25 protein-coding genes are annotated in these 25,183 nt (G+C 65.4%); 9 read left to right on the top strand and 16 right to left on the bottom strand.

What is annotated here, in order from left to right; genetic code table 11:
- Positions 1 to 59 precede the first annotated feature (59 nt).
- Positions 60 to 1,286, top strand: a complete 1,227-nt coding sequence (locus NYR58_RS14030) for a bifunctional 2-C-methyl-D-erythritol 4-phosphate cytidylyltransferase/2-C-methyl-D-erythritol 2,4-cyclodiphosphate synthase (protein ID WP_261521548.1) — start codon at positions 60 to 62, stop codon at positions 1,284 to 1,286.
- A 7-nt stretch (positions 1,287 to 1,293) separates the two neighbouring features.
- Positions 1,294 to 1,788, top strand: coding sequence for a CinA family protein (locus NYR58_RS14025; RefSeq protein ID WP_261521547.1), 495 nt, complete (start codon positions 1,294 to 1,296; stop codon positions 1,786 to 1,788).
- Here NYR58_RS14025 and NYR58_RS14020 read toward each other — a convergent pair.
- The 16 genes from NYR58_RS14020 to tpiA all read right to left on the bottom strand — a co-directional run bounded on the left by NYR58_RS14020 (position 1,770) and on the right by tpiA (position 17,364).
- Entirely contained in the window at positions 1,770 to 2,225 is a 456-nt protein-coding gene (locus tag NYR58_RS14020; protein WP_261521546.1) for a type II toxin-antitoxin system RatA family toxin, read from the bottom strand. The two genes, NYR58_RS14025 and NYR58_RS14020, sit on opposite strands and share 19 nt — an antisense overlap.
- Before the next feature lie 9 nt (positions 2,226 to 2,234).
- Positions 2,235 to 3,212: a lipoyl synthase gene (lipA, locus tag NYR58_RS14015; protein WP_261521545.1), complete on the bottom strand. Its 978-nt coding sequence runs from the start codon at positions 3,210 to 3,212 to the stop codon at positions 2,235 to 2,237.
- Positions 3,213 to 3,330: 118 nt separating this feature from the next.
- A complete protein-coding gene (locus NYR58_RS14010) occupies positions 3,331 to 3,585 on the bottom strand; it encodes a GlsB/YeaQ/YmgE family stress response membrane protein (RefSeq protein WP_261521543.1) in 255 nt (84 codons plus the stop codon).
- 81 nt (positions 3,586 to 3,666) lie between these two features.
- The gene (gene lpdA, locus NYR58_RS14005; RefSeq protein WP_261521542.1) at positions 3,667 to 5,130 is read right to left on the bottom strand and encodes a dihydrolipoyl dehydrogenase; all 1,464 of its coding nucleotides are present in this window, start codon (positions 5,128 to 5,130) and stop codon (positions 3,667 to 3,669) included.
- A gap of 48 nt (positions 5,131 to 5,178) precedes the next feature.
- A complete protein-coding gene (locus tag NYR58_RS14000) occupies positions 5,179 to 5,733 on the bottom strand; it encodes an HdeD family acid-resistance protein (protein WP_261521539.1) in 555 nt (184 codons plus the stop codon).
- Positions 5,734 to 5,751: 18 nt separating this feature from the next.
- Positions 5,752 to 6,390 carry an SGNH/GDSL hydrolase family protein gene (locus tag NYR58_RS13995; RefSeq protein ID WP_261521537.1) on the bottom strand — a complete coding sequence of 213 codons (639 nt, stop codon included), beginning with the start codon at positions 6,388 to 6,390 and terminating at the stop codon, positions 5,752 to 5,754.
- 90 nt (positions 6,391 to 6,480) lie between these two features.
- Positions 6,481 to 7,863 carry a pyruvate dehydrogenase complex dihydrolipoamide acetyltransferase gene (locus NYR58_RS13990; RefSeq protein ID WP_261521533.1) on the bottom strand — a complete coding sequence of 461 codons (1,383 nt, stop codon included), beginning with the start codon at positions 7,861 to 7,863 and terminating at the stop codon, positions 6,481 to 6,483.
- Positions 7,864 to 7,878: 15 nt separating this feature from the next.
- Complete coding sequence (locus NYR58_RS13985) at positions 7,879 to 9,297, bottom strand: pyruvate dehydrogenase complex E1 component subunit beta (protein WP_261521532.1); 1,419 nt, start codon at positions 9,295 to 9,297, stop codon at positions 7,879 to 7,881.
- A gap of 16 nt (positions 9,298 to 9,313) precedes the next feature.
- Positions 9,314 to 10,402: a pyruvate dehydrogenase (acetyl-transferring) E1 component subunit alpha gene (gene pdhA, locus NYR58_RS13980; protein ID WP_261521528.1), complete on the bottom strand. Its 1,089-nt coding sequence runs from the start codon at positions 10,400 to 10,402 to the stop codon at positions 9,314 to 9,316.
- 233 nt (positions 10,403 to 10,635) lie between these two features.
- The gene (locus tag NYR58_RS13975; RefSeq protein WP_261521525.1) at positions 10,636 to 10,962 is read right to left on the bottom strand and encodes an FtsB family cell division protein; all 327 of its coding nucleotides are present in this window, start codon (positions 10,960 to 10,962) and stop codon (positions 10,636 to 10,638) included.
- Positions 10,963 to 11,106: 144 nt separating this feature from the next.
- Positions 11,107 to 12,384 carry a phosphopyruvate hydratase gene (eno, locus tag NYR58_RS13970; protein WP_261521523.1) on the bottom strand — a complete coding sequence of 426 codons (1,278 nt, stop codon included), beginning with the start codon at positions 12,382 to 12,384 and terminating at the stop codon, positions 11,107 to 11,109.
- A gap of 139 nt (positions 12,385 to 12,523) precedes the next feature.
- Positions 12,524 to 13,354 (bottom strand): 3-deoxy-8-phosphooctulonate synthase, encoded by an 831-nt coding sequence (kdsA, locus tag NYR58_RS13965; RefSeq protein WP_261521521.1) that lies wholly within the window; start codon positions 13,352 to 13,354, stop codon positions 12,524 to 12,526.
- Positions 13,351 to 14,205, bottom strand: a complete 855-nt coding sequence (locus tag NYR58_RS13960) for a VOC family protein (protein WP_261521519.1) — start codon at positions 14,203 to 14,205, stop codon at positions 13,351 to 13,353. Before NYR58_RS13960 ends, kdsA begins: the two co-directional genes overlap by 4 nt.
- Positions 14,206 to 14,275: 70 nt before the next feature.
- Complete coding sequence (locus NYR58_RS13955; protein WP_261521517.1) at positions 14,276 to 15,904, bottom strand: CTP synthase; 1,629 nt, start codon at positions 15,902 to 15,904, stop codon at positions 14,276 to 14,278.
- 152 nt (positions 15,905 to 16,056) lie between these two features.
- Entirely contained in the window at positions 16,057 to 16,455 is a 399-nt protein-coding gene (gene secG, locus NYR58_RS13950; protein WP_261521516.1) for a preprotein translocase subunit SecG, read from the bottom strand.
- 144 nt (positions 16,456 to 16,599) lie between these two features.
- Positions 16,600 to 17,364, bottom strand: a complete 765-nt coding sequence (gene tpiA / locus NYR58_RS13945) for a triose-phosphate isomerase (RefSeq protein ID WP_261521515.1) — start codon at positions 17,362 to 17,364, stop codon at positions 16,600 to 16,602.
- A 137-nt stretch (positions 17,365 to 17,501) separates the two neighbouring features.
- Here tpiA and NYR58_RS13940 point away from each other — a divergent pair, with 137 nt between their 5' ends.
- The 7 genes from NYR58_RS13940 to NYR58_RS13910 all read left to right on the top strand — a co-directional run bounded on the left by NYR58_RS13940 (position 17,502) and on the right by NYR58_RS13910 (position 25,138).
- Positions 17,502 to 19,388, top strand: a complete 1,887-nt coding sequence (locus NYR58_RS13940; protein WP_261521514.1) for a peptidyl-prolyl cis-trans isomerase — start codon at positions 17,502 to 17,504, stop codon at positions 19,386 to 19,388.
- Between the two features lie 8 nt (positions 19,389 to 19,396).
- Positions 19,397 to 20,419 (top strand): anthranilate phosphoribosyltransferase, encoded by a 1,023-nt coding sequence (gene trpD, locus NYR58_RS13935; protein WP_261521513.1) that lies wholly within the window; start codon positions 19,397 to 19,399, stop codon positions 20,417 to 20,419.
- A gap of 9 nt (positions 20,420 to 20,428) precedes the next feature.
- Positions 20,429 to 21,244, top strand: coding sequence for an indole-3-glycerol phosphate synthase TrpC (trpC, locus tag NYR58_RS13930; RefSeq protein ID WP_261521511.1), 816 nt, complete (start codon positions 20,429 to 20,431; stop codon positions 21,242 to 21,244).
- Between the two features lies 1 nt (position 21,245).
- Positions 21,246 to 21,755, top strand: a complete 510-nt coding sequence (gene moaC, locus NYR58_RS13925; protein WP_261521509.1) for a cyclic pyranopterin monophosphate synthase MoaC — start codon at positions 21,246 to 21,248, stop codon at positions 21,753 to 21,755.
- Entirely contained in the window at positions 21,752 to 22,957 is a 1,206-nt protein-coding gene (locus NYR58_RS13920; protein ID WP_261521508.1) for a molybdopterin molybdotransferase MoeA, read from the top strand. The genes moaC and NYR58_RS13920 overlap by 4 nt, the downstream gene beginning before the upstream one ends.
- A gap of 280 nt (positions 22,958 to 23,237) precedes the next feature.
- Positions 23,238 to 24,776: a CapA family protein gene (locus tag NYR58_RS13915; RefSeq protein ID WP_261521507.1), complete on the top strand. Its 1,539-nt coding sequence runs from the start codon at positions 23,238 to 23,240 to the stop codon at positions 24,774 to 24,776.
- Positions 24,777 to 24,790: 14 nt separating this feature from the next.
- Positions 24,791 to 25,138: a hypothetical protein gene (locus NYR58_RS13910; protein ID WP_261521506.1), complete on the top strand. Its 348-nt coding sequence runs from the start codon at positions 24,791 to 24,793 to the stop codon at positions 25,136 to 25,138.
- Positions 25,139 to 25,183: the final 45 nt, after the last annotated feature.

Below are 25,183 nucleotides of genomic sequence, written 5' to 3'. Positions count from 1 at the left end.
GCACAACAAAGGCAGAAATGCGCTGGCATTTCGTAGCGGTGCCGACTATGCCTGCCGGCATGAACGCAGATCATGACCAGGGCAAGGGGGGCGCCGGGCGGCGGATCGCCGCGGTGATCGTGGCCGCCGGGCGCGGCGAACGCGCCGGGCGAAACGGGCATGGCCCCAAGCAGTATCAGCCGATCGGCGGCAAGCCGGTGATCCGGCGCACGCTGGAAGCCTTCGCCGGACATGCGCGGATCGGCACCATTGTCGTCGCCATCCACCGGGATGACGATGCGCTCTTTTCCGCCGCTGCCCAGGGCCTGGGCCGCGCCGTGCGCGTGGTGCATGGCGGCGCCACGCGGCAGGAGTCCACCAGGCTGGCACTCGCCGCCCTCGATTCGGAGGCTCCCGACATCGTGCTGATCCATGATGGGGTGCGCCCTTTCCTTGACGCGAATCTGATCGACCGTGTGATTGACGGCCTGGCGGAGAACCAGGGCGCGCTGCCGGCCATCGCGGTTTCCGACACGCTGAAGCGCGGAGGAAAGCGGATGCTGGTGGAAGGCACGGTCTCCCGCGATGGCCTCTATGCCGCGCAGACGCCGCAGGGCTTTCCCTTTCCCGCCATTCGCGCCGCACATGAGAAGGCTTTCCGGGAAGGCCGGCTCGATTTCACAGACGATGCGGCCATTGCCGAATGGGCAGGCATAGCGGTTCGGCTGGTCGAGGGCTCGCCCGAGAACATCAAGCTCACTTGGCCGCGTGACATGGCGCTGGCCGAGGCGCGGCTGAGCGCCGTAAGGCTGCCCGATGTGCGCACGGGCAACGGCTACGACGTACATGCCTTTGCCGAGGGCAACCAGGTTTGGCTGTGTGGTGTGGCCATCCCGCATGAGAAGGCGCTTTGTGGCCATTCCGACGCCGATGTGGGATTGCACGCGCTGACCGATGCGCTGCTGGCCACCTGCGGCGAAGGCGACATCGGCACGCATTTCCCGCCCTCCGATGCGCGCTGGAAGGGGGCGGCCTCGCGGCTTTTCGTGGAACATGCGGTGACGCTGCTGCGCGCCCGCGGCGGGCGCATCGCCAACGCCGACATAACGCTGATCTGCGAAGCGCCGCGCATCGGCCCGCATCGTGATGCCATGGTGGCGGAACTTTCGGACATGCTGGGCATTTCGCCCGAACGAATCTCGGTGAAGGCGACGACCAACGAGAAGATGGGCTTTGTCGGGCGACGTGAAGGCATTGCCGCAATCGCCACGGCAACCGTCGTCTATCCGGGCTTCCTGCCCGAGTGAGGGTGACATGCGCGATGTCGAGACTTTGGCAAAAGAGGTGCTGGAGGCCTGCCGGGCGCGCCGCATGATGCTGGCCACTGCCGAATCCTGCACCGGCGGCATGATCGCCGCGGCGCTGACGGATCTCGCCGGTGCATCGGATGTGCTGGAACGCGGATTCATAACCTACTCCAACGAAGCGAAGATGGAGATGCTGGGGGTTGCGCAGGAAACGCTGGCAACCCACGGTGCCGTTTCCGCCGAGACCGCGGGGGAAATGGCGGCGGGGGCGCTTGCCCGGTCGCGCGCCGCGATCGCCGTCTCCGTCACCGGCGTGGCAGGCCCCGGCGGCGGCACGGCGCAGAAACCCGTCGGCCTCGTCTGGTTCGGACTGGCCACCAGTGACGGACAGGTGCGTGTGGAAAGGCAGCTCTTTACGGGCCCGCGCGATGCCGTGCGCAGGAGCAGCGTGGCAAAAGCCCTGGAACTGGCGCTGGAAGCGGCCTACGCCGAACGCCCGTAGACCTGATCGGCCCGCCGCTCGAAGGCTTCGGCGAACATGCGGAAGGCGCGGTCGAACATGGCGCCCATCAGCGCGCCCAGCATGCGGCTCTTGAACTCGTATTCGATGAAGAAGTGGACATCGGTCTGCCCTTCGCCCACGGGATCGAAGCGCCAGCAATTCTGCAGAAAACGAAACGGCCCGTCGATGTAGCGCACGTCGATGGTGCGCTCCGCAGGCTTCAGCACCACCTGGCTGGTAAAGGTCTCGCGGATGGCCTTGTAACCCACCGTCATGTCGGCCACCAGCACGGTGACCCCGTCGCGCTCCTTGCGCGAGCGCACGGTGAGCGCCTCGCACATTGGCACGAACGCGGGATAGGATTCGACATCCGCCACCAGGGCAAACATCTGTTCTGGCGGGTGGTTTACCCGGCGGACCGTCTCATGCTTGGGCATGGGATGCGCTTATGCCGTCTTCGCCGCTGCTGCCTGAAGGCGCGCCTCCCGCGCGGCCCGGAGCCGGGCGAAATCCTCGCCCGCATGATGGGAGGAGCGCGTCAACGGGCTGGAGGAGACCATGAGGAAGCCCTTGGTGTAGGCGATGGTCTCATAAGCCTTGAACTCCTCCGGCGTCACGAACTTCTTCACCGGATGGTGCTTGCGCGTGGGCTGCAGGTACTGGCCGATGGTGATGAAGTCGACATCGGCCGAGCGCAGGTCGTCCATGAGCTGAAGCACCTCGTTGCGCTCCTCGCCGAGCCCCACCATGATGCCGGACTTGGTGAAGATGGTGGGGTCGATCTCCTTCACCCGCTGCAAGAGGCGGATGGAATGAAAGTAGCGGGCGCCGGGACGCACCGTGAGATATTTTGACGGCACGGTCTCCAGATTGTGATTGAAGACATCGGGCCTTGCCGCCACCACGACCTCCAGTGCGCCGTCCTTGCGCAGGAAATCAGGGGTGAGAATCTCGATGGTCGTGGCCGGCGAGGCAGCGCGAACGGCATGGATGACGTCGGCGAAATGCTGCGCCCCCCCATCGGCAAGGTCGTCACGGTCGACCGAGGTGATGACGACATGGCTGAGCCCCATCTCGCGCACGGCCTTGGCCACATTGGCGGGTTCCTGTGGATCGAGGGGCCCGGGAATGCCGGTCGCCACGTTGCAGAAGGCGCAGGCGCGCGTGCAGATCTCCCCCATGATCATGAAGGTGGCGTGCTTCTTGTCCCAGCACTCGCCGATATTGGGGCAGCCCGCCTCCTCGCACACCGTGACGAGCTTGTTCGATTTCACGATCTCGCGCGTCTCGAGATAGCCCTTGGAGGTGGGCGCCTTGACGCGAATCCAGTCGGGCTTGCGCATCACCTCCTGATCCGGCCGGTGCGCCTTTTCCGGGTGGCGCGGCCGCGGCCTGGCGGAGACGGTATCGAGAACGGTGACCATTGCTTCCTCTGGTTTCCAGGGCGCCCGCATATGTGCGCCTGCAGGCCATATATGAACGCGGCGGAGGATAGGAAAGCCCGCCCGCGGGTGGCAGGCGGGCGAGACATGCGTTACCGGCTCAGCTCGCCCCGCGCACCAGCCGGTAGAGCCAGATCAGCAGGCAGGCGCCGATGACGGCGACAACGAGCTGGCCGATGATGCCGCCGAAGGTGGCGCCCATGACCGCAAACAGGATCGCGTTCAGGACCACGGCACCGGCGATGCCCAGCACGATGTTGAGAAGAAGGCCATGTTCGGCCTTCATGATCTTCTCGGCGAGCCAACCGGCGATGCCGCCGATGACAATCGTCAAAATCCAACCAAGACCCTCCATTCCAACTCTCCTGCTCTGGTTGCGGGTGGGTTTCGATTATACACGATATTCTTGCGCCGGCAGCCACCGGCGCAAGACGATTCACGCATTCAGCGTCCGCCCATAGGCGTCGAGCACGCTCTCCTTCATCATCTCCGACAGCGTGGGATGCGGGAAGATGGTGTGCATGAGCTCCTCTTCCGTGGTCTCCAGATTCATGGCGATCACGAAGCCCTGGATCAACTCCGTCACCTCCGCGCCCACCATGTGGGCGCCCAGAAGCTCGCCCGTCTTCCTGTCGAGGATCGTCTTGATGAAGCCCTGGTCCTCGCCGAGCGCGATGGCCTTGCCGTTGGCGCCGAACTGGAAACGGCCGACACGAATGTCGCGGCCCTGCTTCTTCGCCTCCTCTTCCGTCAGCCCCACGGAGGCGACCTGCGGCTGGCAATAGGTGCAGCCCGGAACCCGCTTCTTGTCGAGCGGGTGGACGCCCGGCACACCGGCGATCTTCTCGACGCAGATCACACCCTCGTGCTCGGCCTTGTGGGCGAGCATCGGCGGGCCGGCGACATCGCCGATGGCATAGATGCCCGCGACGTTGGTGCGTCCGAACCCATCGACCGCAACAGTGCCGCGCTCCACCTTCACCCCCAGCGCCTCAAGCCCCAGATTCTCGACATTGCCCTGGACGCCGACGGCCGAGATCAGGCGCTCGGCCTCGATCTTCTGCGTCTTGCCATCCTTCATCTGCACGTGCGCCGTCACCGTGTCGGCGCCCTTCTCCACCTTCTCCACTTTCGCCTCGACATGGAACTTGATGCCCTGCTTCTCGAGCTGGCGGCGGGCAAACTTGGAGATCTCGGCATCCTCGACGGGCAGGATCTGCGGCAGAAGCTCCACCACCGTCACCTCAGCGCCGAGCGTGCGGTAGAAGCTGGCGAACTCGATCCCGATGGCGCCGGACCCCATGACGATGAGCGATTTCGGAATTTCCCTGGGCACCATGGCCTCGAAATAGGTCCAGATCAGCTTGCCGTCGGGCTCGATGCCGGGCAGGATGCGCGGGCGCGCGCCCGTGGCCAGGATGATGTGGCGGGCCTTGTAGGTTCCCTCGCCCAGCGTGTTCTTCGGAGCCGGATGCTGCGGCTCCATCGCCTTCTTTGTCGGCTTGGAAACCTTGATCTCGCCGGGCTGCGCGCCCGCCGGAGCCTTGGACAGCCTGGCTTCGCCCCAGATGACGTCCACCTTGTTCTTCTTCATCAGAAAGCCGACGCCGCCGTTCAGCCTGCCAGAGACCTTGCGCGAACGCTCGACGACGGCTGCCGCATCCACGGAGATCGTGCCGTCGATCTTGAGGCCGTAGTCCCTGGCGTTTTCGGCATAGTGCAGGATCTCGGCCGAGCGGAGCAGCGCCTTGGTGGGGATGCAGCCCCAGTTGAGGCAGATGCCGCCCAGATGCTCGCGCTCCACGATGGCGGTCTTCAGGCCGAGCTGGGCAGCCCGCACGGCGGCCACATAGCCGCCGGGACCGGAGCCGATGATGATGACGTCGTAGGTTTCAGCCACGGCTGTCTTTCTCCTTCATTCGATTGGCAAGCGCGGCAGGCAATGGCGTCAGTGCCGGCTGGCGGCCCGCAGGCCGAAGGCCACGGCCAGCAGGAAGGCCCCGTTCGACAGCAGCTCCACGGCCAGCAGAATGCCCAGGATCGAGGCGGCCGACCACGGCATGTCTGCCAGGATCATGCCGCCCAGCACCAGCGACAGGAGACCCGAGACGAACACCCAGACCCAGCCGGAGATCGGGCGCAGCGCATAGGCATACATCAGCTTCACCACCCCCAGCACGATGAAGATGATGGCCACAAGGATGGTCAGCGAGATGATGCCCGCCATCGGCCTGGCGATCAGCGAAATGCCGATGGCAAGTGCAAGCACGCCGAGCAGCAGGGACCCGAGGAAAACGGGCCATCGCCCGCGCACGCGAAACGCCTGCACGATCTGCAGCACGCCGTAAAGGATGAACGTCCAGGCCGCGAGCAGTGCCGCGGTCATGGTGGCTGCGAAAGGATTGGCAAGCGCCAGAATCCCGCCGGCCAGAGAGATGGCGCCGAGAACAGCAAGCCACCCCCAGGATGACCGCAACTGCGCGTGCTCGATGGAATTGGCCATTGTCGTTCCCTCCTTGGATCAAAGGCCGAGTATGCGGCGAACCACCGGCTCCAGCGCCGCCCCCACGGCGCGCGTGTTCTCCGCGTCGAGATGAACGCCGTCGAGCGGCGTGGTGCGGGCGACGGTGCCCGCGTCGAAAAAGGTGCAGCCGGTATCCCGGGCAAGCTGCGCGTAGAGAGGCGCCAGCTTGCGCGCCTCCGTGACCGCACCCTCGAACATGGCCGCAAAGTCCTCGTCCCCCGTCTCGCACGGCACGGGCGGCGCGACGAGCAGAATTGCCGGTGCGGCGGCATCCAGCGGATAATCATGGCCGCGCACGATGCCGATCAGCCTCTCCAGGCCCTGCCTGGCACCGATCGCACGCCCGCAGATGAAGGGCTTCATATCATTGGTGCCCAGCATGAAGATGACGAGATCGAGCGGGGCATGGGTGGAAAGCAGCGTGGGCAGAAGGCGCGCGCCGTTGCGGTCCGCCCCGGAAAGCCAGTCGTCATAGGCCGTGGTGCGGCCGTTGAGCCCTTCGGCGATGACCCGCACCGCGCCGCCGAGACGCGCCTCCAGAACGGAGGGCCAACGCTCATCGTAGGGATGGCGCGAGGGGCCCTCGGCGTCGTAGCCCCAGGTAAGCGAGTCGCCATAACAGAGGATCGTCTTCATGCGCCCCCCCTTTGCGGGCTGACACGGCAGGCCGCGTCCGCGTTGCAAGGCGCGGACCGGCGGCCCGCCCTCCCCGTTGCCAGGGACGTTCTAGACCAGCATCCCAAGCGGGTTCTCCACAAGCTCCCTGAAGGCCGAGAGCAGCTCGGCACCCAACGCGCCGTCCACGGCGCGATGATCCGTGGACAGCGTGACGGACATGACGGTGGCCGGCTTGATCTCGCCATCCTTCACCACCGCCCGCTGCTCGCCCGCGCCCACGGCGAGGATTGTGGCATGCGGCGGGTTGATGACTGCGGAGAAATCCTTGATGCCGAACATGCCAAGATTGGAAACGGCCGTCGTGCCGCCCTGATATTCCTCGGGCTTGAGCTTGCGGTTGCGCGCCCGCGCCGCCAGATCCTTCATCTCGTTGGAGATGGCCGACAGCGTCTTCTCCTCGGCACGGCGTACAACGGGCGTAATCAGGCCACCGGGAATGGCCACGGCCACGCCGACATCCGCATGCTTGTGCTTCACCATGGCGCTTTCGGTCCAGGAGACATTGGCCTCCGGAACGGCCTTCAGCGCCATGGCCATCGCCTTGATGACGAAGTCGTTGACCGACAGCTTGTAGGCCGGCTTCTCGCCGTCCTCTGCCTTTGCCTTGGGTGCGGCATCGTTGAGCTGCTTTCTGAGCGCCAGAAGCGCGTCGATGTGGCAGTCCACGGTGAGGTAGAAATGCGGGATGGTGCGCTTGGCCTCGACCAGGCGACGGGCGATCGTCTTGCGCATGTTGTCGTGCGGCACGAGCTCGTAGGACCCTTCCTCGAAGAGCTTGAGCACCTGATCGTCGGCCATCGGCTTGGGCGCTTCGGCTACAGCCTGGGGCGCCGGGGCACTGGTGGTTCCCGCGGCGGCGGCCGCCTCGACATCCGCCTTAACCACCCGCCCGTGCGGGCCGGAGCCGGAGACGGCGGCAAGGTCGATGCCTGCCTCCCTGGCAAGCCGGCGAGCCAGCGGCGAGGCGAAGATGCGCTTGCCGTCCTGCGCCTTGGGCGCGGCAGCAGCCGCTTCCGCCCGGCCGGCACCGCCATCGGCCTTTCGCGCAGCCGGCTCGGCGCCGGCATTCTCGTCCGTTTTCGCCTCTGCTCTTACGGGCTTTTCCTGCGCCGGCGCTTGCGGCGCGGTCTTGCCCGCCCCGCCGGCGGACGAGCCATCGGCGGCCTTGGCGGCTTCCTCGGGGTCCTCGCCCTCGCCGGCCAGCACCGCGATGAGCGCGTTGACCTTCACTCCTTCGGTGCCCTCCGGCACGACGATCCTGGCGACGGTCCCCTCATCGACGGCTTCCACTTCCATGGTGGCCTTGTCGGTCTCGATCTCGGCGATCACGTCGCCCGGCGAAACGCTGTCGCCCTCCTTGACCAGCCACTTGGCGAGGTTGCCCTCCTCCATGGTGGGCGAAAGGGCCGGCATGGTGACTTGAATCGGCATGAACCTTCCCTCTCCTCAGTCCCGATATGTGACGGCCTTCACCGCCTCGACCACCTCGGCCACGCTGGGCAGAGCGAGCTTTTCCAGATTGGCGGCATAGGGCATGGGCACGTCCTTGCCCGTTATGGTGATCACCGGCGCGTCCAGATGGTCGAAGGCGCGCTGCATGACCTGGGAGGCGATGTGATCGCCCACGGAGGACTGCGGAAAGCCCTCTTCGACAGTTACCAGGCGGTTCGTCTTCTTCACCGATTCGATCACCGTATCGAGATCCATCGGCCGGATGGTGCGCAAGTCGATGATCTCCGCGTCGATGCCCATTTCGCGCAGCTGCTCCTCGGCCTTGACGGCATAGGTCATGCCGATGCCGAAGGAAACGATGGTGACATCGCTGCCCTTCTTGTGAATGCGCGCCTTGCCGATGGGCAGCACGAAATCGTCGAGCTTCGGCACGTCGAAGGTCTGGCCGTAGAGGATCTCGTTCTCCAGGAAGACCACCGGGTTGGGATCGCGGATCGCCGCCTTCAACAGTCCCTTGGCATCAGCCGCCGTGTAGGGCATGACGACCTTAAGGCCCGGGATATGGCCATACCAGGCGGCATAATCCTGGCTGTGCTGAGCGGCCACCCGCGCCGCCGCCCCGTTGGGGCCGCGAAAGACGATGGGAGCCCCCATCTGACCGCCGGCCATGTAAAGCGTCTTGGCTGCGGAATTGACGATCTGGTCCATCGCCTGCATGGCGAAGTTGAAGGTCATGAATTCGACGATGGGCTTGAGCCCTGCAAAGGCGGCACCGATGCCCACGCCCGCAAAGCCGTGCTCGGTGATCGGCGTGTCGATGACGCGCTTGTCGCCGAATTCCTTCAGAAGCCCCTGGGTGACCTTGTAGGCGCCTTCATACTCGGCCACCTCCTCGCCCATGATGAAGACGTCCGGGTCTCGGCGCATCTCCTCGGCCATGGCATCGCGCAGCGCCTCGCGAACCGTGGTGGGAACCATCTCCGTGCCTTCGGGAATGTCGGGGTCGGCCGGCAGGGCCTCGGCAGCAGGCTTGGGCGCAGCCGGAGCCTTGACCTCGCCCTCGCCGTCGGCCGGGGCCTTCGCCTCCTGCTTCTCCTCGGTCTGGGCGCTTCCGTTGGCCTTGCCGGAGGACGAACCGTCGGCAGCCTTGGCCAGGTCTTCCTCGCTCTCGCCGTCGGCAAGGAGAATGGCTATCGGCGTATTGACCTTCACGCCTTCCGTCCCCTCGCCGATCAGGATCTTGCCGATCCGGCCTTCGTCGACGGCCTCCACCTCCATGGTGGCCTTGTCGGTCTCGATCTCGGCGATCACATCGCCGGGGGCAACCTGATCGCCCTCCTTCTTCAGCCATTTGGCGAGATTGCCCTCTTCCATGGTCGGAGAGAGCGCGGGCATGAGAATCTCCGTGGGCATGAAAGCGCCTCCCTTCTTAGAGCAGGATGTCGGTGTAGAGCTCGGAAGGATCCGGCTCGGGGTCGTTCTGCGCGAAATCCGCCGCATCGGCGACGATGTCACGCACCTCCCTGTCGACAGCCTTGAGGTCCTCCTCGCTCGCCCACTTCTTCTCGATGAGCCGCTGCTTGACCTGCTCGATGGGATCACGCTCGGAGCGCATCTTCTGCACTTCGTCCTTGGAGCGGTATTTCGCGGGGTCCGACATGGAGTGGCCGCGATAGCGGTAGGTCTGCATCTCCAGGATGATTGGTCCCTTGCCGGACCGGCACCACTCGACCGCCATGTCGCCGGCAGCCTTCACGGCGCGCACGTCCATTCCATCGACCTGGATGCCCGGAATCTTGAAGGAGAGCCCGCGGTGCGAAAGGTTCGTCTCCGCGGAAGAGCGCGTGACGGCGGTGCCCATGGCGTAACGGTTGTTCTCGATGATGTAGACGACGGGCAGCTTCCAGAGCGCGGCCATGTTGAAGCTCTCGTAGACCTGGCCCTGGTTGGCCGCGCCATCGCCGAAATAGGTCAGCGAGACATGATCGTTGCCACGGTAGCGATTGGCAAAGGCAAGGCCGGTGCCGAGCGGCACCTGCGCGCCGACGATGCCGTGGCCGCCATAGAAGTGCTTCTCCTTCGAGAACATGTGCATGGAGCCGCCCTTGCCCTTTGAGTAGCCGTTTCTGCGGCCGGTCAGCTCCGCCATAACGCCGCGCGCCTCCATGCCCGTGGCCAGCATGTGGCCATGGTCACGGTAGCCGGTGATCACCTGGTCGCCCTCCTTGAGCGCCATCTGCATTCCGACCACCACGGCCTCCTGCCCGATATAGAGGTGGCAGAAGCCGCCGATCAGCCCCATGCCGTAGAGCTGGCCGGCCTTCTCCTCGAAGCGGCGGATGAGGAGCATCTCGCGGTAGGCCGCAAGCTCCTGTTCCTTGGTGAACTCTTCCGGCCGGGGCGTCTTGACGACGGGGGTTCCCGTCGCCACGGCCGAGGAGCCGCGCCTGCCGCGGGTTTTCGGCGCCGGCGATTTCGACGCGGATTTCGATGCAGTTTTTCTGGCGGCTGTCGCCATCTGTCGCTCCCTAGAAATGTCTCTTGGCGGACAAGTGATCTGGCTTGTTGTGAACCCATACTGCCGCAGGACGCGCCTTTAGTCCACGCAAAGCAAGCCTCCCTCCAGCAAGCCCAACCGGCCGCGGACGCTATCACGCCTTCGAGGCTTTCACCACGCGCTTTTATGCATGGCTGCTATGCCGCTTAACTTGTTGTGATTGTTAGTATTATTAGAAATTAACCTGAAAACGGTTAATTCAAGCTGCCGCCGGTTCGGAATATGACGATTTCGTTCTTCCGCGCCAGATTCAGGGACCGCCGCGCCTGCTCGTCCAGCATGTCCCTTTCCAGAGAACCGTCGTTGAGCAGGCTCACCCGCCGCTCCAGCTTCCTGCGGGCCTCGCGCAGAGCCTCGAGCTCGCCTTCAAGCGTGGCGATGCGCGCCTCCAGCCTTTCCTTGGCGATCAGGCCATAGTCGCCATGATAGGCGTGAAAGCCGAAATAGGCGAGCACCAGCGTGGCGATCGCTGGGACGATCAGCCGACCGGTGTTGCGGCGTTTGTGATGGCGGGTCCACATGCGGCACACTTCCTTGCAGCCCGCATGTGGCCATATCTTGCTTAATGGAGCGTTAGCCGAAGCCGGCAATCGCGGCGCCGGCATCATCTGCGCCTGAAGACGGCAGGCCGCACCCGCGGCGGCCTGCCGGAAGCGCGAAAGAGCCTACCCGGCCTTGACCACCGCGCGCCCCGCATAACGCGCCTGCTTGCCGAGCGCCTCCTCGATGCGGATGAGCTGGTTGTACTTGGCAAGCCGGTCGGACCGGGCCAGCGAGCCGGTCTTGATCTGCCCGCAATTGGTGGCCACGGCCAGGTCGGCGATGGTGGAATCCTCCGTCTCGCCGGAGCGGTGCGACATGACCGCCGTATAGGCGGCCTTGTGCGCCGTCTCCACCGCGTCGAGCGTTTCCGTGAGCGTTCCGATCTGGTTGACCTTGACGAGGATCGAATTGGCGATTCCCATCTTGATGCCGTCGGAAAGCCGCTGCGAGTTGGTCACGAACAGGTCGTCGCCGACAAGCTGCACCTTGTCGCCAACAAGGTCGGTGAGAACCTTCCAGCCCTCGAAGTCGTCCTCAGCCATGCCGTCCTCGATGGAGACGATGGGATAGTTGCCGGCAAGCTCGGCAAGATACCTTGCCTGCTCCTCAGCCCCGCGCGTCCTGCCTTCTCCTTCATAGACATATTTGCCGTCCTTGAAGAATTCGGTGGCTGCGCAGTCGAGCGCGATCGCGACGTCCTCGCCGGGTTTGTAACCCGCCTTTTCGACAGACTTCATAATAAAATCAAGTGCTTCAGTCGCACTCTTCAAGCCCGGCGCAAAGCCGCCCTCATCGCCCACATTGGTGTTGTGGCCGGTCGCCTTCAAGCCGGCCTTGAGCGTATGGAAAATTTCCGAACCCCAGCGCACTGCATCCTTCAGCGTCTCGGCGCCGACGGGCATGATCATGAACTCCTGAAAGTCGATGGGGTTGTCGGCATGTGCGCCGCCATTGACAATGTTCATCATCGGCACGGGCAACACATGCGCCGCTGCGCCGCCGACATAGCGGTAGAGCGGCAGACCGGAGGCCGCCGCGGCCGCCTTGGCGACAGCCAGAGAAACGCCGAGAATGGCATTGGCGCCCAGCCGGCTCTTGTTGGGTGTGCCGTCGAGCTCGATCAGAGTGCGGTCGATATGGATCTGGTCCTCCGCTTCCATGCCGCCGATGGCTTCGAAGATCTCGCCATTGACCGCCTCGACGGCGCGGGCCACGCCCTTGCCGAGGAAACGGGGGCCGCCATCGCGCAGCTCCACCGCTTCATGAGCGCCGGTGGAAGCGCCGGAAGGCACCGCCGCCCGGCCCGTGGAGCCGTCCTCCAGCACGACATCGACCTCGACGGTGGGATTGCCGCGGCTGTCAAGGATTTCACGTCCGACGATGTCGACAATGGCAGTCATGACTTGTTCCTCTGGCTCGGATTGGTGTTGGAGAGCTTGTGGCTCCTCTTAGCGCACGCGGCGAAAAAGACAATGCAGCGGGCGGCCCGAGAGGGGCGAAATGCAGGCCAGGAGGCACACCGGGCAAACGCCCCTGGGCTCATCTCCCCTTTGCCACCCGGTCGAAGGCCATCAGCCGTTCGAGAAGGGCCGGCATGTCGGAAAGCCGCACCATGTTGGGCCCGTCCGAGGGGGCGTTGTCCGGGTCCTCGTGCGTTTCGATGAAGACGCCGGCAACCCCGACCGCCACCGCTGCGCGCGCCAGCGTCTCCACGAAACGACGCTCGCCACCGGTGGCACTGCCCTGTCCGCCCGGCTGCTGCACCGAGTGGGTGGCATCGAAGATGACCGGCGCGCCCATCTCCGCCATGATGGGCAGGCCGCGCATGTCGTTGACCAGCGTGTTGTAGCCGAAGGACGTGCCGCGCTCGGTCACCAGCACATTGCCATTGCCGGAGCCCGTGATCTTGGCGATCACGTTCCTCATGTCCCAGGGAGCAAGGAACTGGCCCTTCTTCACATTTACCGGCCTTCCCGTTCTCGCCGCGGCGATGAGAAGGTCCGTCTGGCGGCACAGGAAGGCGGGGATCTGCAACACGTCCACGACCTCTGCGACCGCGCCGCACTGCTCCTGCGTATGCACATCGGTAAGCACCGGCACGCCGAGCTGCCGGCGCAGATCGGCAAAGATGGGAAGTGCAGCATCGAGCCCGGCACCGCGCTTGCCGGAAAGCGAGGTGCGGTTGGCCTTGTCGAAGCTCGTCTTGTAGACGAAACCCATTCCAAGCCTTTCGGCCATTTCCTTCAGCCGGCCGGCCATCTCGAAGGCATGGTCGCGGGATTCGAGCTGGCAGGGACCGGCGATCAGGGCAAGCGGGGCGTCGTTGGCGAAGACGGCGCTGCCGATCTCGACGCGCGGATTGGGCTTCATGCTGCAGGCTCCTCGAAGATGAAATGGGCGCCCTGCCCCGGCGCGGGCGGCACCACGATGCTGCCTTCATGCACCGTATGCGCGATCTTCGCAACGGCAAGCCGCTGCAGCAGCACCGCGGTTTCCCGCACCCGGAAGACGATGCCGGCAAGCCTCAGCCTCTTCTCGCCACCGGTCTCGATGCCGTAGAGGCGGCGGGCCTCACGGGGCGCAAGCAGGCTGAAGACGGCATCGCCGAGCGCCCAGTCCTGCACATCGCCCGCGCCTGCGAAAAGGCGCGCGAGGAACGCCGCATCGTCCTGCCTCTCCCCTGCCACGGCCAGCACCTTGGCGATGCCCAGAGCACCGTTGTCATGGCCTTGCGACAGGCGGGCGCCCGTTGCCGGCATCGCCACCCGCTCGCAGGTGAAGAAGAAGCATGCGGGCGAGTCCGGCGCCGCGAAGGCCAGGCGGAAGGAAGCTTCTCCGCGAACGCCATCGCGATCGACCATCGGCCGGGAGAAGGACAGCGGTGGGCCAGCCGAAATTCCCTGTTCGACGAAGCGCGCTTGGTCGGCTGCCGCGTCTTGCGTGCGCAGAACGAGCGCGGAAAATCCCTCCTCCCCGCTGTGCAGCCGGAACAACCGGTCGCGCAGGACAAAGGTGTTGTCCGCATCGGCAGCCGCCTGTGCGGCAGCGCGATCCGCCACGGCCAGCGGTTCGAGATAGGAACCATCCTCGAAGAAGACGCAGCAATTGGCGGTGCCGAAAGGATGTCGGGCATCCGGCGCCACGGTGAAGCCCAATGCCTCCAGCCTTTCCCTTGCCGCGCCGAGGGTGGCCGTTGGCAGAACGCAATGATCGACCATCATTCACGAACCTCCCGATTGTCCGGCGCAGAAACGACAAGCCGCCGCGATACCGCGACGGGACGCGGCGGCGCTACACCAGCCGCGACTGCTCCACCGCAGCGGCGATGAAGGACGCGAAGAGCGGGTGCGGCTCGAAGGGGCGGCTCTTGAGCTCGGGGTGGTACTGCACGCCGATGAACCAGGGATGATCGGCATATTCCACGGTCTCCGGCAGCACGCCATCCGGGGACAGGCCGGCAAAGATCAGCCCGCACTTCTCCAACCGCTCGCGGTAGCCGATGTTCACCTCGTAGCGGTGACGGTGTCGCTCGGAAATCTCCTCGCGGCCATAGATGGCGGCAATCTTTGAACCCGGCTGAAGCCGCGCCTCATAGGCGCCGAGGCGCATCGTGCCGCCGAGATCGCCGGTGGCCGTGCGTTTCTCCAGCATGTTGCCCTTCAGCCACTCGGTCATCAGCCCGACCACGGGCTCCTCGGTGTGGCCGAACTCCGTGGAGGAGGCATTCTCGATGCCGGCGAGCGAACGGGCGGCCTCGATGCAAGCCATCTGCATGCCGAAGCAGATGCCGAAATAGGGCACCTTGCGCTCACGCGCGAACTTGGCGGCAAGGATCTTGCCTTCCGCACCACGCTCGCCGAAGCCGCCAGGCACCAGGATGCCGTGCACCTTTTCCAGCCACGGCGCCGGATCCTCCTTCTCGAAGATTTCCGATTCGATCCATTCCAGGCGGACTCGCACGCGGTTAGCGATGCCGCCATGGGCCAGCGCCTCGTTGAGAGACTTATAGGCATCCTTGAGGCCGGTATACTTGCCCACCACCGCAATGGTCACCTCGCCCTCGGGATTGTGGATGCGGTGGGAAACTTCCTGCCAGCGCTCCAGACGCGGCTTGGGCGCCGGGTCGATGCCGAAGGCGGCGAGCACTTCCGAATCCAGCCCCTCGCGGTGATAGGCCATCGGTACGTCGTAGATATGGGCCACGTCGAGCGCCTGAATGACGGCGGACTCGCGAACGTTGCAGAAGAGCGAAAGCTTGCGCCGCTCCTCCCTGGGGATTTCGCGGTCGGCGCGCACCAGCAGGATGTCGGGGGCAATGCCGATGGAACGCAGTTCCTTCACGGAATGCTGGGTGGGCTTGGTCTTGAGCTCTCCAGCGGCCGGAATCCAGGGCATGAGCGTCAGATGCACATAGACGGCGCTGCCGCGCGGCAGCTCGTTGCCGAGCTGGCGGATCGCCTCCAGAAACGGCATGGCCTCGATGTCGCCCACCGTGCCACCGATCTCGCACAGGACGAAATCGACGTCCTCGTTGCCCTCGAGGATGAACTGCTTGATCTCGTCCGTCACATGCGGGATGACCTGAACCGTGGCGCCAAGATAGTCGCCGCGCCGTTCCTTCTCGATGATGTTCTGGTAGATCCGGCCGGTGGTGATGTTGTCCTGCTTGCTGGCCGAGCGGCCGGTGAAGCGCTCATAATGGCCGAGATCGAGATCGGTCTCCGCGCCGTCGTCGGTGACGAACACCTCGCCGTGCTGATACGGCGACATGGTGCCGGGATCGACATTGAGGTACGGATCGAGCTTCCTCAGGCGCACGCGATAGCCGCGTGCCTGCAGCAGCGCGCCAAGGGCCGCCGATGCAATGCCTTTGCCAAGGGAGGAAACCACGCCGCCGGTTATGAAAACATATCGCGCCATGGGACTCATCGCTTAACCGGACGCGCGCGATTCCGCCAGAGCAAAATGCCCGCGCCCACTTGATTTTTGCTGAAGGCAACGCCCGACCATCGGCGTGCCCGCCGTCTATGCCGATCCTGTCTCCGCCTTGCAAGGGCTTGCGGCAGAACCCGTCACTGACCCGTGGGCACCTGTGGCTCGGAAGGGGCCGGCGCCGCCGGCGCTTCTGCATCCCCGGAAGGCACGGCCGTGCCCTCGCCGCCGCCGAGCGCATCGAGAATGCCGGCGCCGCCGCCCTCGCCCTCTTGCTGCTCCGTCTGCGGAAGCCGCTCGAAGATGTCGGTCGGCTGGCTCTGATAGCGGGCAAGCAGCGACAGGGTGAGCGAGGTCGCGAAAAAGGCAGCGGCGAGAATGGCCGTCGTGCGCGTCAGCGCATTGGCCGCTCCGCGCGCCGTCATGAAGCCGGAGCCGCCGCCAATGCCGAGCCCCCCGCCTTCGGAACGCTGCAGGAGCACCGCGCCGACAAGCGCGATCACGACGAGCAGGTGGATGACGATGACTATCGTTTGCATGATTCCTTCCGGCGCCTGGAGCAAAGCGGGCCTGTGAGCTTAGACGCGCGGCTCATTACACCCCTTTGTCCGCTTTTCCAAGCCCCGTGCCCAAGGGAGATAGGACGGCTGCGCACCATTGCAAGGCAAAGACGGAGCGCTGCCCTAAGAGGAGCGCACGGCGGAGGCGATGCCCAGAAAGTCGACGGCCTTGAGGCTGGCGCCCCCGACAAGCGCACCGTCGACATTGGCGACCGACAGAAGCTCGTGCGCATTGGCCGGCTTGACCGAGCCGCCATAGAGGAGGCGCATCCGCCCGCCTTCCGCGCCGAACCGGGTTTCCAGCTCGGTGCGAAGGTGTGCGTGTGCCTCTTCCACATCCTCGACCGTCGGCGTGAGCCCCGTGCCGATGGCCCACACTGGTTCGTAGGCGATGACCGTGTTGGCCGCCGTCGCCCCCTCCGGCACGGAGCCCGCAAGCTGCCGCGACAGGACGGCAAGCGTCTCGCCTGCCTCGCGCTCGGCCCTAGTTTCGCCCAGGCAGATCATGGCCACAAGTCCGGCGCGCCAGGCCGCCGCGGCCTTGGCCGCCACCTCGGCATCGCTCTCGCCATGATCGGTGCGCCGCTCCGAATGGCCGACGATGACGTGGGTGGCGCCGCAGTCTGCGATCATCCCGGCGGCGATGTCGCCCGTATGCGCACCGCTTTCGGCGGCGTGGCAATCCTGCGCGCCGATGGCGAGCGGTGTTCCGCGCACCGCCTCCACCGCCCGCGACAGAAGCGTCGCCGGCACGCAGACCAGCCCATCCGCCCCCTGCCCGGCGGCACCGGCGAAGCCCTCGGCGATGGCCTTCAACTCGCCAAGAGACGCGGATGTGCCGTGCATCTTCCAATTCCCGGCAATGAGGGGACGGATCGCGGGTGTCATGGGGCCTCCGGTTGCTTCTCGACTGCGCTCAAGACGCCTTCACTACCAAAAAGGCATGACAAAGCAATCGACACTGGCCCTCAACGGCGTTATTGCCAACAATGACCACAGACAACGGGAACTTTTAGCGGATCGTCATGCTCGACAGCCTGAGAAAAGCGGCCTCCACATGGATTGCGAAGCTTCTGATCGGCCTTCTGGTCCTCAGTTTTGCCGTTTGGGGTATCTCGGGTCAGATCCTGAGCGGCCCGGGCGGCGCAGTGCTGACGGCCGGGCAGACCAGCGTCTCGCCCCTCGACTTCCGGCTCGCCTATGATCGCCAGGTTGCGGAGCTTTCCCAGCGCCTAGGCACGCGGCTGACCCGTGAACAGGCTGTGGCGCTGGGCGTCGACAACCAGGTTCTCGCCCAGCTCGCCGCCGGCGCCGTGCTGGACGAAACGGCGCGCACCATGGACCTGGGCATCTCCCAGGACAAGCTCGCCGAGCTGGCGGCCTCCGACCCTGCCTTCAGGGGGGCTGACGGGCGCTTCGACCGGCGCCAGTTCGACTTCGTGTTGAGCCAGGTGGGCATGCGCCCCGAGGACTATCTGAAAAACCGCGAGCAGGCCGCCAAACGCCAGCAGATCGTCGATGTCGTGGTGAGCGGAATTGCCGCCCCCGATACGCTTCTGCACAATGTGGCGCTCTATCGCGGAGAGGACAGGACCGTGGAATACGTGCCCCTGCCCCGCTCCCTGGTCGAGCCGGTCGAAGCTCCCGCTGCGGTGGAACTGGAGCGCTGGTTCGAGGAGCACAAGCAGGACTATGCCGCCCCCGAATATCGCACGATCCAGTATGTGAAGCTGGAGGCCGAGGACATCGCCGACCCCTCCGTGATCTCCGACGAGCAGGTGCGCACCTATTACGAACGGAATCTGGAACGCTACACCACGCCGGAGCGCCGCACCATCGAGCAGATCAACTTCGCCAGCCGCGAGGATGCCGCCGCAGCGCGCGAAAGCCTGCGCACCGGCGCAACCTTCCTCGACGTGGCCCAGATGCAGGATCGCACCGAAGAGGACATCCTGCTTGGCACCTTTACGCGAGAAGAAGTGGCCGACGAGGCGATCGCCGAAGCCGCCTTCGCCCTGCGTGAAGGGGCGGTAAGCGACGTGGTGGATGGCACCTTCGGCCCCGTGCTCCTGCGCGTCACCAAGGTCGAGCCGGAAAAGGTGACTCCGCTCGAACAGGTGAGCGAGGAGATCCGCCGAGAACTGGCGCTCGACGAGGCAAGCGCGCTGGTGCACGACACCTACGATGCCTATGAGGATGCGCGCGCCGCCGGCCAGACCATGCAGGAAGCCGCCGAGAAACTGAGGCTTACCATGCGCACGGTCGAGGCGGTCGACCGCACCGGCCGCCGTCCGGACGGCTCGGTGATCGACGACCTGCCGCAGTCGCGCGAGCTTCTGAGGGAAGCCTTCGAGACCGACAAGGGGCTGGAAAATCCCCCCATCAGCCTGCCCGGCAACGGCTACCTCTTCTACGAGGTGGCGGAGATCACGCCGGCGCGCGAGCGGACCCTCGATGAGGTGCGCGAGCGGGCAATGGAGGACTGGCGCGAGGCCGAAGCCGAGGCGCGTCTCGCCGAGCGCGCACGCGAACTGGAGCGCGCATTGGCGGAGGGAAGAACGCTTGACGACATCGCCGCCGAAGTCGGCCAGGAAAAGGTGGTCAAGCGCGGGCTGAAACGCCAGGCGGACGATGCCGATCTCGGCCGCGCGGGCGTGGCCGCCGTCTTCGGCGTGCCCAAGAACGGCACAGGCGTTTTCGACAACCCGGCAGGACAGGGCAAGTTTCTCTTCAAGGTGACCGAGGTCTTCGAGCCGGCATCGGCATCGGCCGATGCGGTTCCCCAGGAGGTGGCCACAGCGTTGGCGCAGGGCATATCCAACGACCTGCTGGACCAGCTCATCGCCCGCCTGCAGAGCGAGCACGAGGTGACGGTCAACCAGACCGCCCTCCAGCAGGCGCTGAGCTTCTGAGGCAGGCTATGGCGGATCTGAGGCCCTACATCGCCAAGGCGGCCAGCGGAGCAGCACTTTCCTTTGCCGAAGCGCGCGAGGCCTTCGACATCATCATGTCGGGAGAGGCCACGCCGAGCCAGATCGGCGGCTTCCTGATGGCGCTCAGAGTGCGCGGCGAGACGGTGGACGAGATCAGTGGCGCCGTCGATACCATGCGCGCCAAGATGCTGCCGGTGGAAGCCCCGGAAGATGCCATCGACATCGTGGGTACCGGCGGAGATGCCTCCGGCACCTACAACGTGTCCACCTGCGCCGCCTTCATCGTCGCGGGTTGCGGGGTGCCTGTGGCCAAGCATGGCAACAGGGCGCTCTCCTCGCGCTCGGGCGCGGCCGACAGTCTGGCCGCGCTGGGTGTCGACATCGAGATCGGGCCCGACCGCATTGCCGCGTGTATCGCGCAGGCGGGTGTCGGCTTCATGTTCGCGCCCTCCCACCATGCGGCCATGCGCCATGTGGGCCCCACCCGCGTGGAGCTCGGCACGCGCACCATCTTCAACCTGCTGGGGCCGCTGTCGAACCCGGCACGCGTCCGCCGCCAGCTCGTCGGGGTCTTTTCGCCCGAATGGGTCGAGCCGCTCGCCCATGTGCTCAGGCAGCTCGGCGCGGAGCGCGCCTGGGTGGTGCATGGCGACGGGCTCGACGAGATGACGACGGCCGGCACCACCCGCGTGGCTGCGCTGGAGGATGGCGAGGTGCGCATCTTCGAGGTCACGCCCGAGGAGGTCGGGCTGGCCCGCGCCGAGATGGCCGCGCTCAAGGGTGGCGACGGCGTGCACAATGCCAGGGCGCTGCGCGCCGTTCTGGAAGGTGAGAAGAACGCCTATCGCGACATCGCCCTTCTGAACGCCGGCGGTGCGCTGGTGGTGGCCGGCAAGGCCGACACGCTGCGCGCGGGCGTGGCGCAGGCCGCCGCAGCCCTGGACGAGGGCCGCGCGCTGGCCGCGCTCGAAAAGCTGATCGAAGTATCCAACCGTAAAAATCCGTCCTAGGGAGCGGCCATGGCCGACATTCTGCGCAAGATCGAAGCCTACAAGCGCCGGGAGATCGCCGACGCCAAGGCCGCCCTGCCCGAGGCGGCACTTGCGCAGCAGGCACGCCGGGCGCCCCCGGTGCGCGGCTTCGCCGCCGCCTTGCGTGCCCGGCACGCGGCAGGCGGCTTCGCGCTCATCGCCGAGATCAAGAAGGCCAGCCCTTCCAAGGGGCTTATCCGCGCCGATTTCGACCCGCCCCGCCTGGCAGAAGCCTATGAGCGGGCGGGGGCTGCCTGCCTTTCGGTGCTCACCGACGCTCCCTCCTTTCAGGGCGCGCCAGCCTTCCTGAGAGAGGCGCGACAGGCCACGGCGCTGCCCGTGCTGCGCAAGGACTTCATGTTCGAGCCCTATCAGGTCTACGAGGCCCGCTCCTGGGGCGCCGATGCCATCCTCATCATCATGGCAAGCGTCAGCGACGCGGAGGCGCGCGCGCTGGAGGAGACGGCCGGCGCGCTCGGAATGGATACGCTGATCGAAGTGCACGACGAGGCGGAACTGGAACGGGCGCTGAAGCTTTCCTCCCCGCTCATTGGCATCAACAATCGCAACCTGCGCACCTTTGAGACGACGCTTGCCACCAGTGAACGGCTGGCGCCGCTGGTGCCCGAAGGGCGGATCGTGATCGGCGAGAGCGGAATATTCACCCACGAGGACTGCCACAGGCTCGCCCGGGTCGGCATCCGCAGTTTTCTGGTCGGCGAGAGCCTGATGCGCGAGGACGACGTGGAGGCGGCCACACGCGCGCTGCTGGGCCGGGAGACCGCCGCACGGGCGGCAAGCTGAGATGGCGGGCGACGCGGCGAAAGACAGGCTGACCCATCTCGCCGCCGATGGGCGGGCGCAGATGGTGGATGTGGGAGACAAACCCGAGACGGCGCGCACGGCGGTCGCCGCCGGCACCGTCACCATGGCGCCGGAAACGCTGCGGGCCATCCTGGCGGGCAATGCCAAGAAGGGCGACGTGATCGCCGTCGCCCGGCTCGCCGGCATCATGGCGGCCAAGAAGACGCACGACCTCATTCCCCTTTGTCATCCCCTGCCGCTCACCCGCGTGAACGTCGACATCGTGCCCGACGAGAGGCTGCCCGGCCTGCGCGTGGAAGCGATGGCGCGGGTGACAGGCAAGACGGGTGTGGAGATGGAGGCGCTCACAGCCGTTTCCGTGGCCTGCCTGACGATCTATGACATGGCCAAGGCGCTCGACAGAGGCATGGTGATCGGGGCGGTGCGCCTTCTCGAAAAGAGCGGCGGCAAATCCGGTGACTGGCGGGCAGAGGAGTCCGGCGGCCGATGACCCTCATTCCCGTTGACGAGGCGCTGGAACGGGTTCTGGAGGGACTTGCGCCCCTCGACCACGAGACGGTGCCGCTGGCCGAGGCGGCCGGGCGCGTGCTGGCCGCTCCGTTGACCGCCCGGCGTACGCAGCCACCCTTCGATGCCTCCGCCATGGACGGCTATGCGGTGCGCGCCGCTGATGTCGCGCAGGCGCCGGCGGTGCTGGCGGTCATCGGCGAATCGGCGGCCGGGCGGCGCTTTGCCGGGAAAGTCGGCTCCGGCGAGGCGGTGCGCATCTTCACCGGCGCGCCGGTGCCCGCGGGGGCAGACACGATTCTCATCCAGGAGAACACCGAGAGGCTGGAGGACGGGCGCATCACGGCCACCGCAGGCGTGGCCGCCGGGCGGCACATCCGCCGCGCCGGGCTCGACTTCCGCGCCGGCGAAACGGTTCTCGAACAGGGCCGCGTTCTGGACCCGGCAGCCCTTTCCCTCGCCGCGGCGGCCGGCCATGCGGTGCTGCCGGTGGTGCGCCGCCCGTTGGTGGCCATCATCGCAACGGGTGACGAACTGGTGCCGCCGGGAGGCGAGCCGGGCCCGGACCAGATTGTCGCATCCAACAGCTGCGGCATCGCGGCTCTTGCCAGCCTGGATGGCGCCCGCGTGCTTGACCTGGGCATCGTTCCCGATGAGCGGCAGGCCATCGCTGCGGCGCTGCGCCAGGCGCTCGCCGCAGGCAGCGACATTGTCGTGACGCTCGGCGGCGCCTCAGTCGGCGACCACGATCTGGTGCACCAGGCCCTTGATAGCGAAGGTGCTCGGCTTTCCTTCTGGAAGATCGCCATGCGCCCCGGAAAGCCGATGATGTATGGCCGTCTGGAGGCGGCGCGCGTGCTCGGCCTTCCCGGCAATCCGGTCTCCGCGCTTGTCTGCGCGCATCTCTTCCTGCGGCCGGCGATTGCGCGACTTTGCAGCCGCCTCTTCACGCCCGATCTGCGCCAGGCAGAGCTTGCCGCGCCGATGGAAGCCACAGGCGGGCGGCGCGACTATGTGCGCGCCACGGTGACGGCGGGGCCGCGCGGTCTGGTCGCCACACCCTTTCAGATTCAGGACTCCTCCATGCTCAGCACGCTGGCCGCCGCCAACGCCCTCATCGTGCGTGAGGCCGGTGCACCGGCGAGCGAAGCCGGCGCGCGCTGCCAGGTGCTGATGCTGCGTTGAGACCGGCTGCGGCGGCCGACGGAACAGGAGCCCGCAACGGCGCCAGCAGCACCACACCGTTATAGACGGCGCATCCATCATCGAAGGCAGACGCAGGCCGCCTGCTGCAAACGACTGGAAAAGTAAACGCAGACGACGTATTGTTTATACGCCCGACGTGCAAACTGCAGGGCACGGCGCAAATGGTGCGAATATACAGAATTTCTACTCATAAAATCATATATTTAACACGACATACCAAATCATACGAATACCAGAGATAACTGTATTTGACGAGATGATGACCGAGTTCGAGAACACAAAGAGCGGCGCGGACGTGCAACAGCCGGCACGCGGATCATCCCAGCCTGCCTCCGGCAAGCCCGAGAGCGCCATCATTTGCTGGGGAGGCGATGTCAACCTCGGACGCCGGCAGCACTACAGAACCGAGGAGATCGGGGTTCACAACGTCCTCGACCTTCCCGCGATGCGAACGGCCGACTTGAGAATCGTCAATCTTGAATGCGTGGTTTCAACCTGTGGCCAATTCGGCATCGACAAGGGCGAGTCTGGCCCGTTCTACTATCGTGCGCGCCCGGAGATGCTGCACATACTCCGCGCTGCCGGGATCGATGTGGTAGCCGTGGCAAACAACCACTCCGGCGACTATGGGCGAGAGGCTTTGATCGAGCAAGGCAAGTGGCTGGATACATTCGCAATCAAGCACGCCGGCGCCGGCAACAACATTCATGAGGCCTTTGAACCGTGCTACGCGCAAGCCGGACCGTACCGGATCGCATTTTTCTCCTTTGATACGACTCAGCATCGTTTCGCCGCAACCGAGAATGCGGCCGGTATCGCCTATCTCGATATCCAGAAGCCGGATCTATGGCGACGGACTCTTGAAAAACGGATCTTGGAAGCCCGCGGAAATGCCGATCTGGTCTTGATTGCCCTGCATTGGGGGAAGAATTTCGCGGCAAGGCCCACTGAGGCTGAAATAGCGCTCGGCCATACGATCATCGACCTTGGCGCAGACGCCGTATTGGGCTCTTCTGCACATATATTGCAGGGGACAGAGATCTATAAGGGAAAGCCCATCATCTATGATGCGGGCAACCTCCTGTTTGACTCGATACAAGGCGAATACGACACCGGAGTCTTCAGACTTCACGTCGACAGTGAAGGCGTTTATCGTGTCCAGTTTGCGCCTGCGCGCGCAAGGTTCGGCCACACCCATGAACTCCCGCAGGCTGAAGCAGCAAAGATCAGCGAGAATTTTGCGGCCTTGTGCTCCGAACTCGGAAGCGCAGTCGAGCTCGAAGACGACGGCTCCGCGACGCTCACCATCCGCGAATGCTGCAGCCCGCCCCGCCAACCGGAATCTGCGGTTTCGAGAGAGCCCTTCGTATCCGACGACGCAATTGCATCCGCGCTGGCCACAATCGGGGTGCGGAACGAATGGATTGCGCGGGAGGTTCCCGCTGACGCGCGCCTCGACAATCCGATCCGCCTCGGTCCGCTCGTTCTTCTCGGCCTGCGCTGCAGCACAAGGAAGCTGACTGGCCGGGCGATGCTCTGGGTCGAAAGTTTCTGGATTTGCCTTGAGACGCCGACAGCCAACTGGCGGCTCGACATAAGGGCCGTGTCCAACGACCGGGCAACGCCCGTCGTCTGGGGCGGCGGGATGGATCACGACCCATGCGACTGGATGCTGCCGACGACCAGGTGGCAGCCCCGTCAGATCTACCGTGACTATGTTGGGCTGCGCCCCCCGGCCTCCAACAGTCTTCGCAACGCACAGCTCGATATCGAAGTCGGGCTCGTCAACCCGCTATGAGAACGAGGGCTGCGATGAACCTCGACAAGCGACGCCCCATTCCCATCGAGCAGTGCCGCTTCAGCTTTCTCAACATAGACATGGGGCGGCAGCGATCGGGCGTTGAAAACGCATCGCTGCTGCGCGCCGTTTTGTTTTCCCGAGAGCTTGGCATCTCGCCCTCCATACTGACCGCCCGATACAACCCACGATTGCGTCATGCCGAAGCCCTTCTGCGCTCAAGCGGGCTTCTGCCGGAAGGTGTTCCGCTTCACAACATGTATGACGACCTTCAGGCCGCCGACCGCTTCGACCCGGCGCGGCATTCCTCCGCCGATCTGCTTCTGCCGGTGACCTGCCCCCCGCAAAATCCCTCACCGTGATGTAGAGTCTGCGCCAACTTTGAAGGAGCAGACGAATGCGAAAGA

The organism is Chelativorans intermedius (genome assembly GCF_025398255.1).
Taxonomy (GTDB): Bacteria; Pseudomonadota; Alphaproteobacteria; order Rhizobiales; family Rhizobiaceae; genus Chelativorans; species Chelativorans intermedius.
This window is presented reverse-complemented; position numbering and strand designations above follow the sequence as displayed.

Excerpts from the sequence above, each read along its gene's own strand:
- NYR58_RS14030 (WP_261521548.1), top strand. The coding sequence starts at position 60 with ATGAACGCAGATCATGACCAGGGCAAGGGGGGCGCCGGGCGGCGGATC.
- NYR58_RS14025 (WP_261521547.1), top strand. The coding sequence starts at position 1,294 with ATGCGCGATGTCGAGACTTTGGCAAAAGAGGTGCTGGAGGCCTGCCGG.
- NYR58_RS14020 (WP_261521546.1), bottom strand. The coding sequence starts at position 2,225 with ATGCCCAAGCATGAGACGGTCCGCCGGGTAAACCACCCGCCAGAACAG.
- lipA (WP_261521545.1), bottom strand. The coding sequence starts at position 3,212 with ATGGTCACCGTTCTCGATACCGTCTCCGCCAGGCCGCGGCCGCGCCAC.
- NYR58_RS14010 (WP_261521543.1), bottom strand. The coding sequence starts at position 3,585 with ATGGAGGGTCTTGGTTGGATTTTGACGATTGTCATCGGCGGCATCGCC.
- NYR58_RS14000 (WP_261521539.1), bottom strand. The coding sequence starts at position 5,733 with ATGGCCAATTCCATCGAGCACGCGCAGTTGCGGTCATCCTGGGGGTGG.
- NYR58_RS13995 (WP_261521537.1), bottom strand. The coding sequence starts at position 6,390 with ATGAAGACGATCCTCTGTTATGGCGACTCGCTTACCTGGGGCTACGAC.
- NYR58_RS13990 (WP_261521533.1), bottom strand. The coding sequence starts at position 7,863 with ATGCCGATTCAAGTCACCATGCCGGCCCTTTCGCCCACCATGGAGGAG.
- NYR58_RS13985 (WP_261521532.1), bottom strand. The coding sequence starts at position 9,297 with ATGCCCACGGAGATTCTCATGCCCGCGCTCTCTCCGACCATGGAAGAG.
- pdhA (WP_261521528.1), bottom strand. The coding sequence starts at position 10,402 with ATGGCGACAGCCGCCAGAAAAACTGCATCGAAATCCGCGTCGAAATCG.
- NYR58_RS13975 (WP_261521525.1), bottom strand. The coding sequence starts at position 10,962 with ATGTGGACCCGCCATCACAAACGCCGCAACACCGGTCGGCTGATCGTC.
- eno (WP_261521523.1), bottom strand. The coding sequence starts at position 12,384 with ATGACTGCCATTGTCGACATCGTCGGACGTGAAATCCTTGACAGCCGC.
- kdsA (WP_261521521.1), bottom strand. The coding sequence starts at position 13,354 with ATGAAGCCCAATCCGCGCGTCGAGATCGGCAGCGCCGTCTTCGCCAAC.
- NYR58_RS13960 (WP_261521519.1), bottom strand. The coding sequence starts at position 14,205 with ATGATGGTCGATCATTGCGTTCTGCCAACGGCCACCCTCGGCGCGGCA.
- NYR58_RS13955 (WP_261521517.1), bottom strand. The coding sequence starts at position 15,904 with ATGGCGCGATATGTTTTCATAACCGGCGGCGTGGTTTCCTCCCTTGGC.
- secG (WP_261521516.1), bottom strand. The coding sequence starts at position 16,455 with ATGCAAACGATAGTCATCGTCATCCACCTGCTCGTCGTGATCGCGCTT.
- tpiA (WP_261521515.1), bottom strand. The coding sequence starts at position 17,364 with ATGACACCCGCGATCCGTCCCCTCATTGCCGGGAATTGGAAGATGCAC.
- NYR58_RS13940 (WP_261521514.1), top strand. The coding sequence starts at position 17,502 with ATGCTCGACAGCCTGAGAAAAGCGGCCTCCACATGGATTGCGAAGCTT.
- trpD (WP_261521513.1), top strand. The coding sequence starts at position 19,397 with ATGGCGGATCTGAGGCCCTACATCGCCAAGGCGGCCAGCGGAGCAGCA.
- trpC (WP_261521511.1), top strand. The coding sequence starts at position 20,429 with ATGGCCGACATTCTGCGCAAGATCGAAGCCTACAAGCGCCGGGAGATC.
- moaC (WP_261521509.1), top strand. The coding sequence starts at position 21,246 with ATGGCGGGCGACGCGGCGAAAGACAGGCTGACCCATCTCGCCGCCGAT.
- NYR58_RS13920 (WP_261521508.1), top strand. The coding sequence starts at position 21,752 with ATGACCCTCATTCCCGTTGACGAGGCGCTGGAACGGGTTCTGGAGGGA.
- NYR58_RS13915 (WP_261521507.1), top strand. The coding sequence starts at position 23,238 with ATGACCGAGTTCGAGAACACAAAGAGCGGCGCGGACGTGCAACAGCCG.
- NYR58_RS13910 (WP_261521506.1), top strand. The coding sequence starts at position 24,791 with ATGAACCTCGACAAGCGACGCCCCATTCCCATCGAGCAGTGCCGCTTC.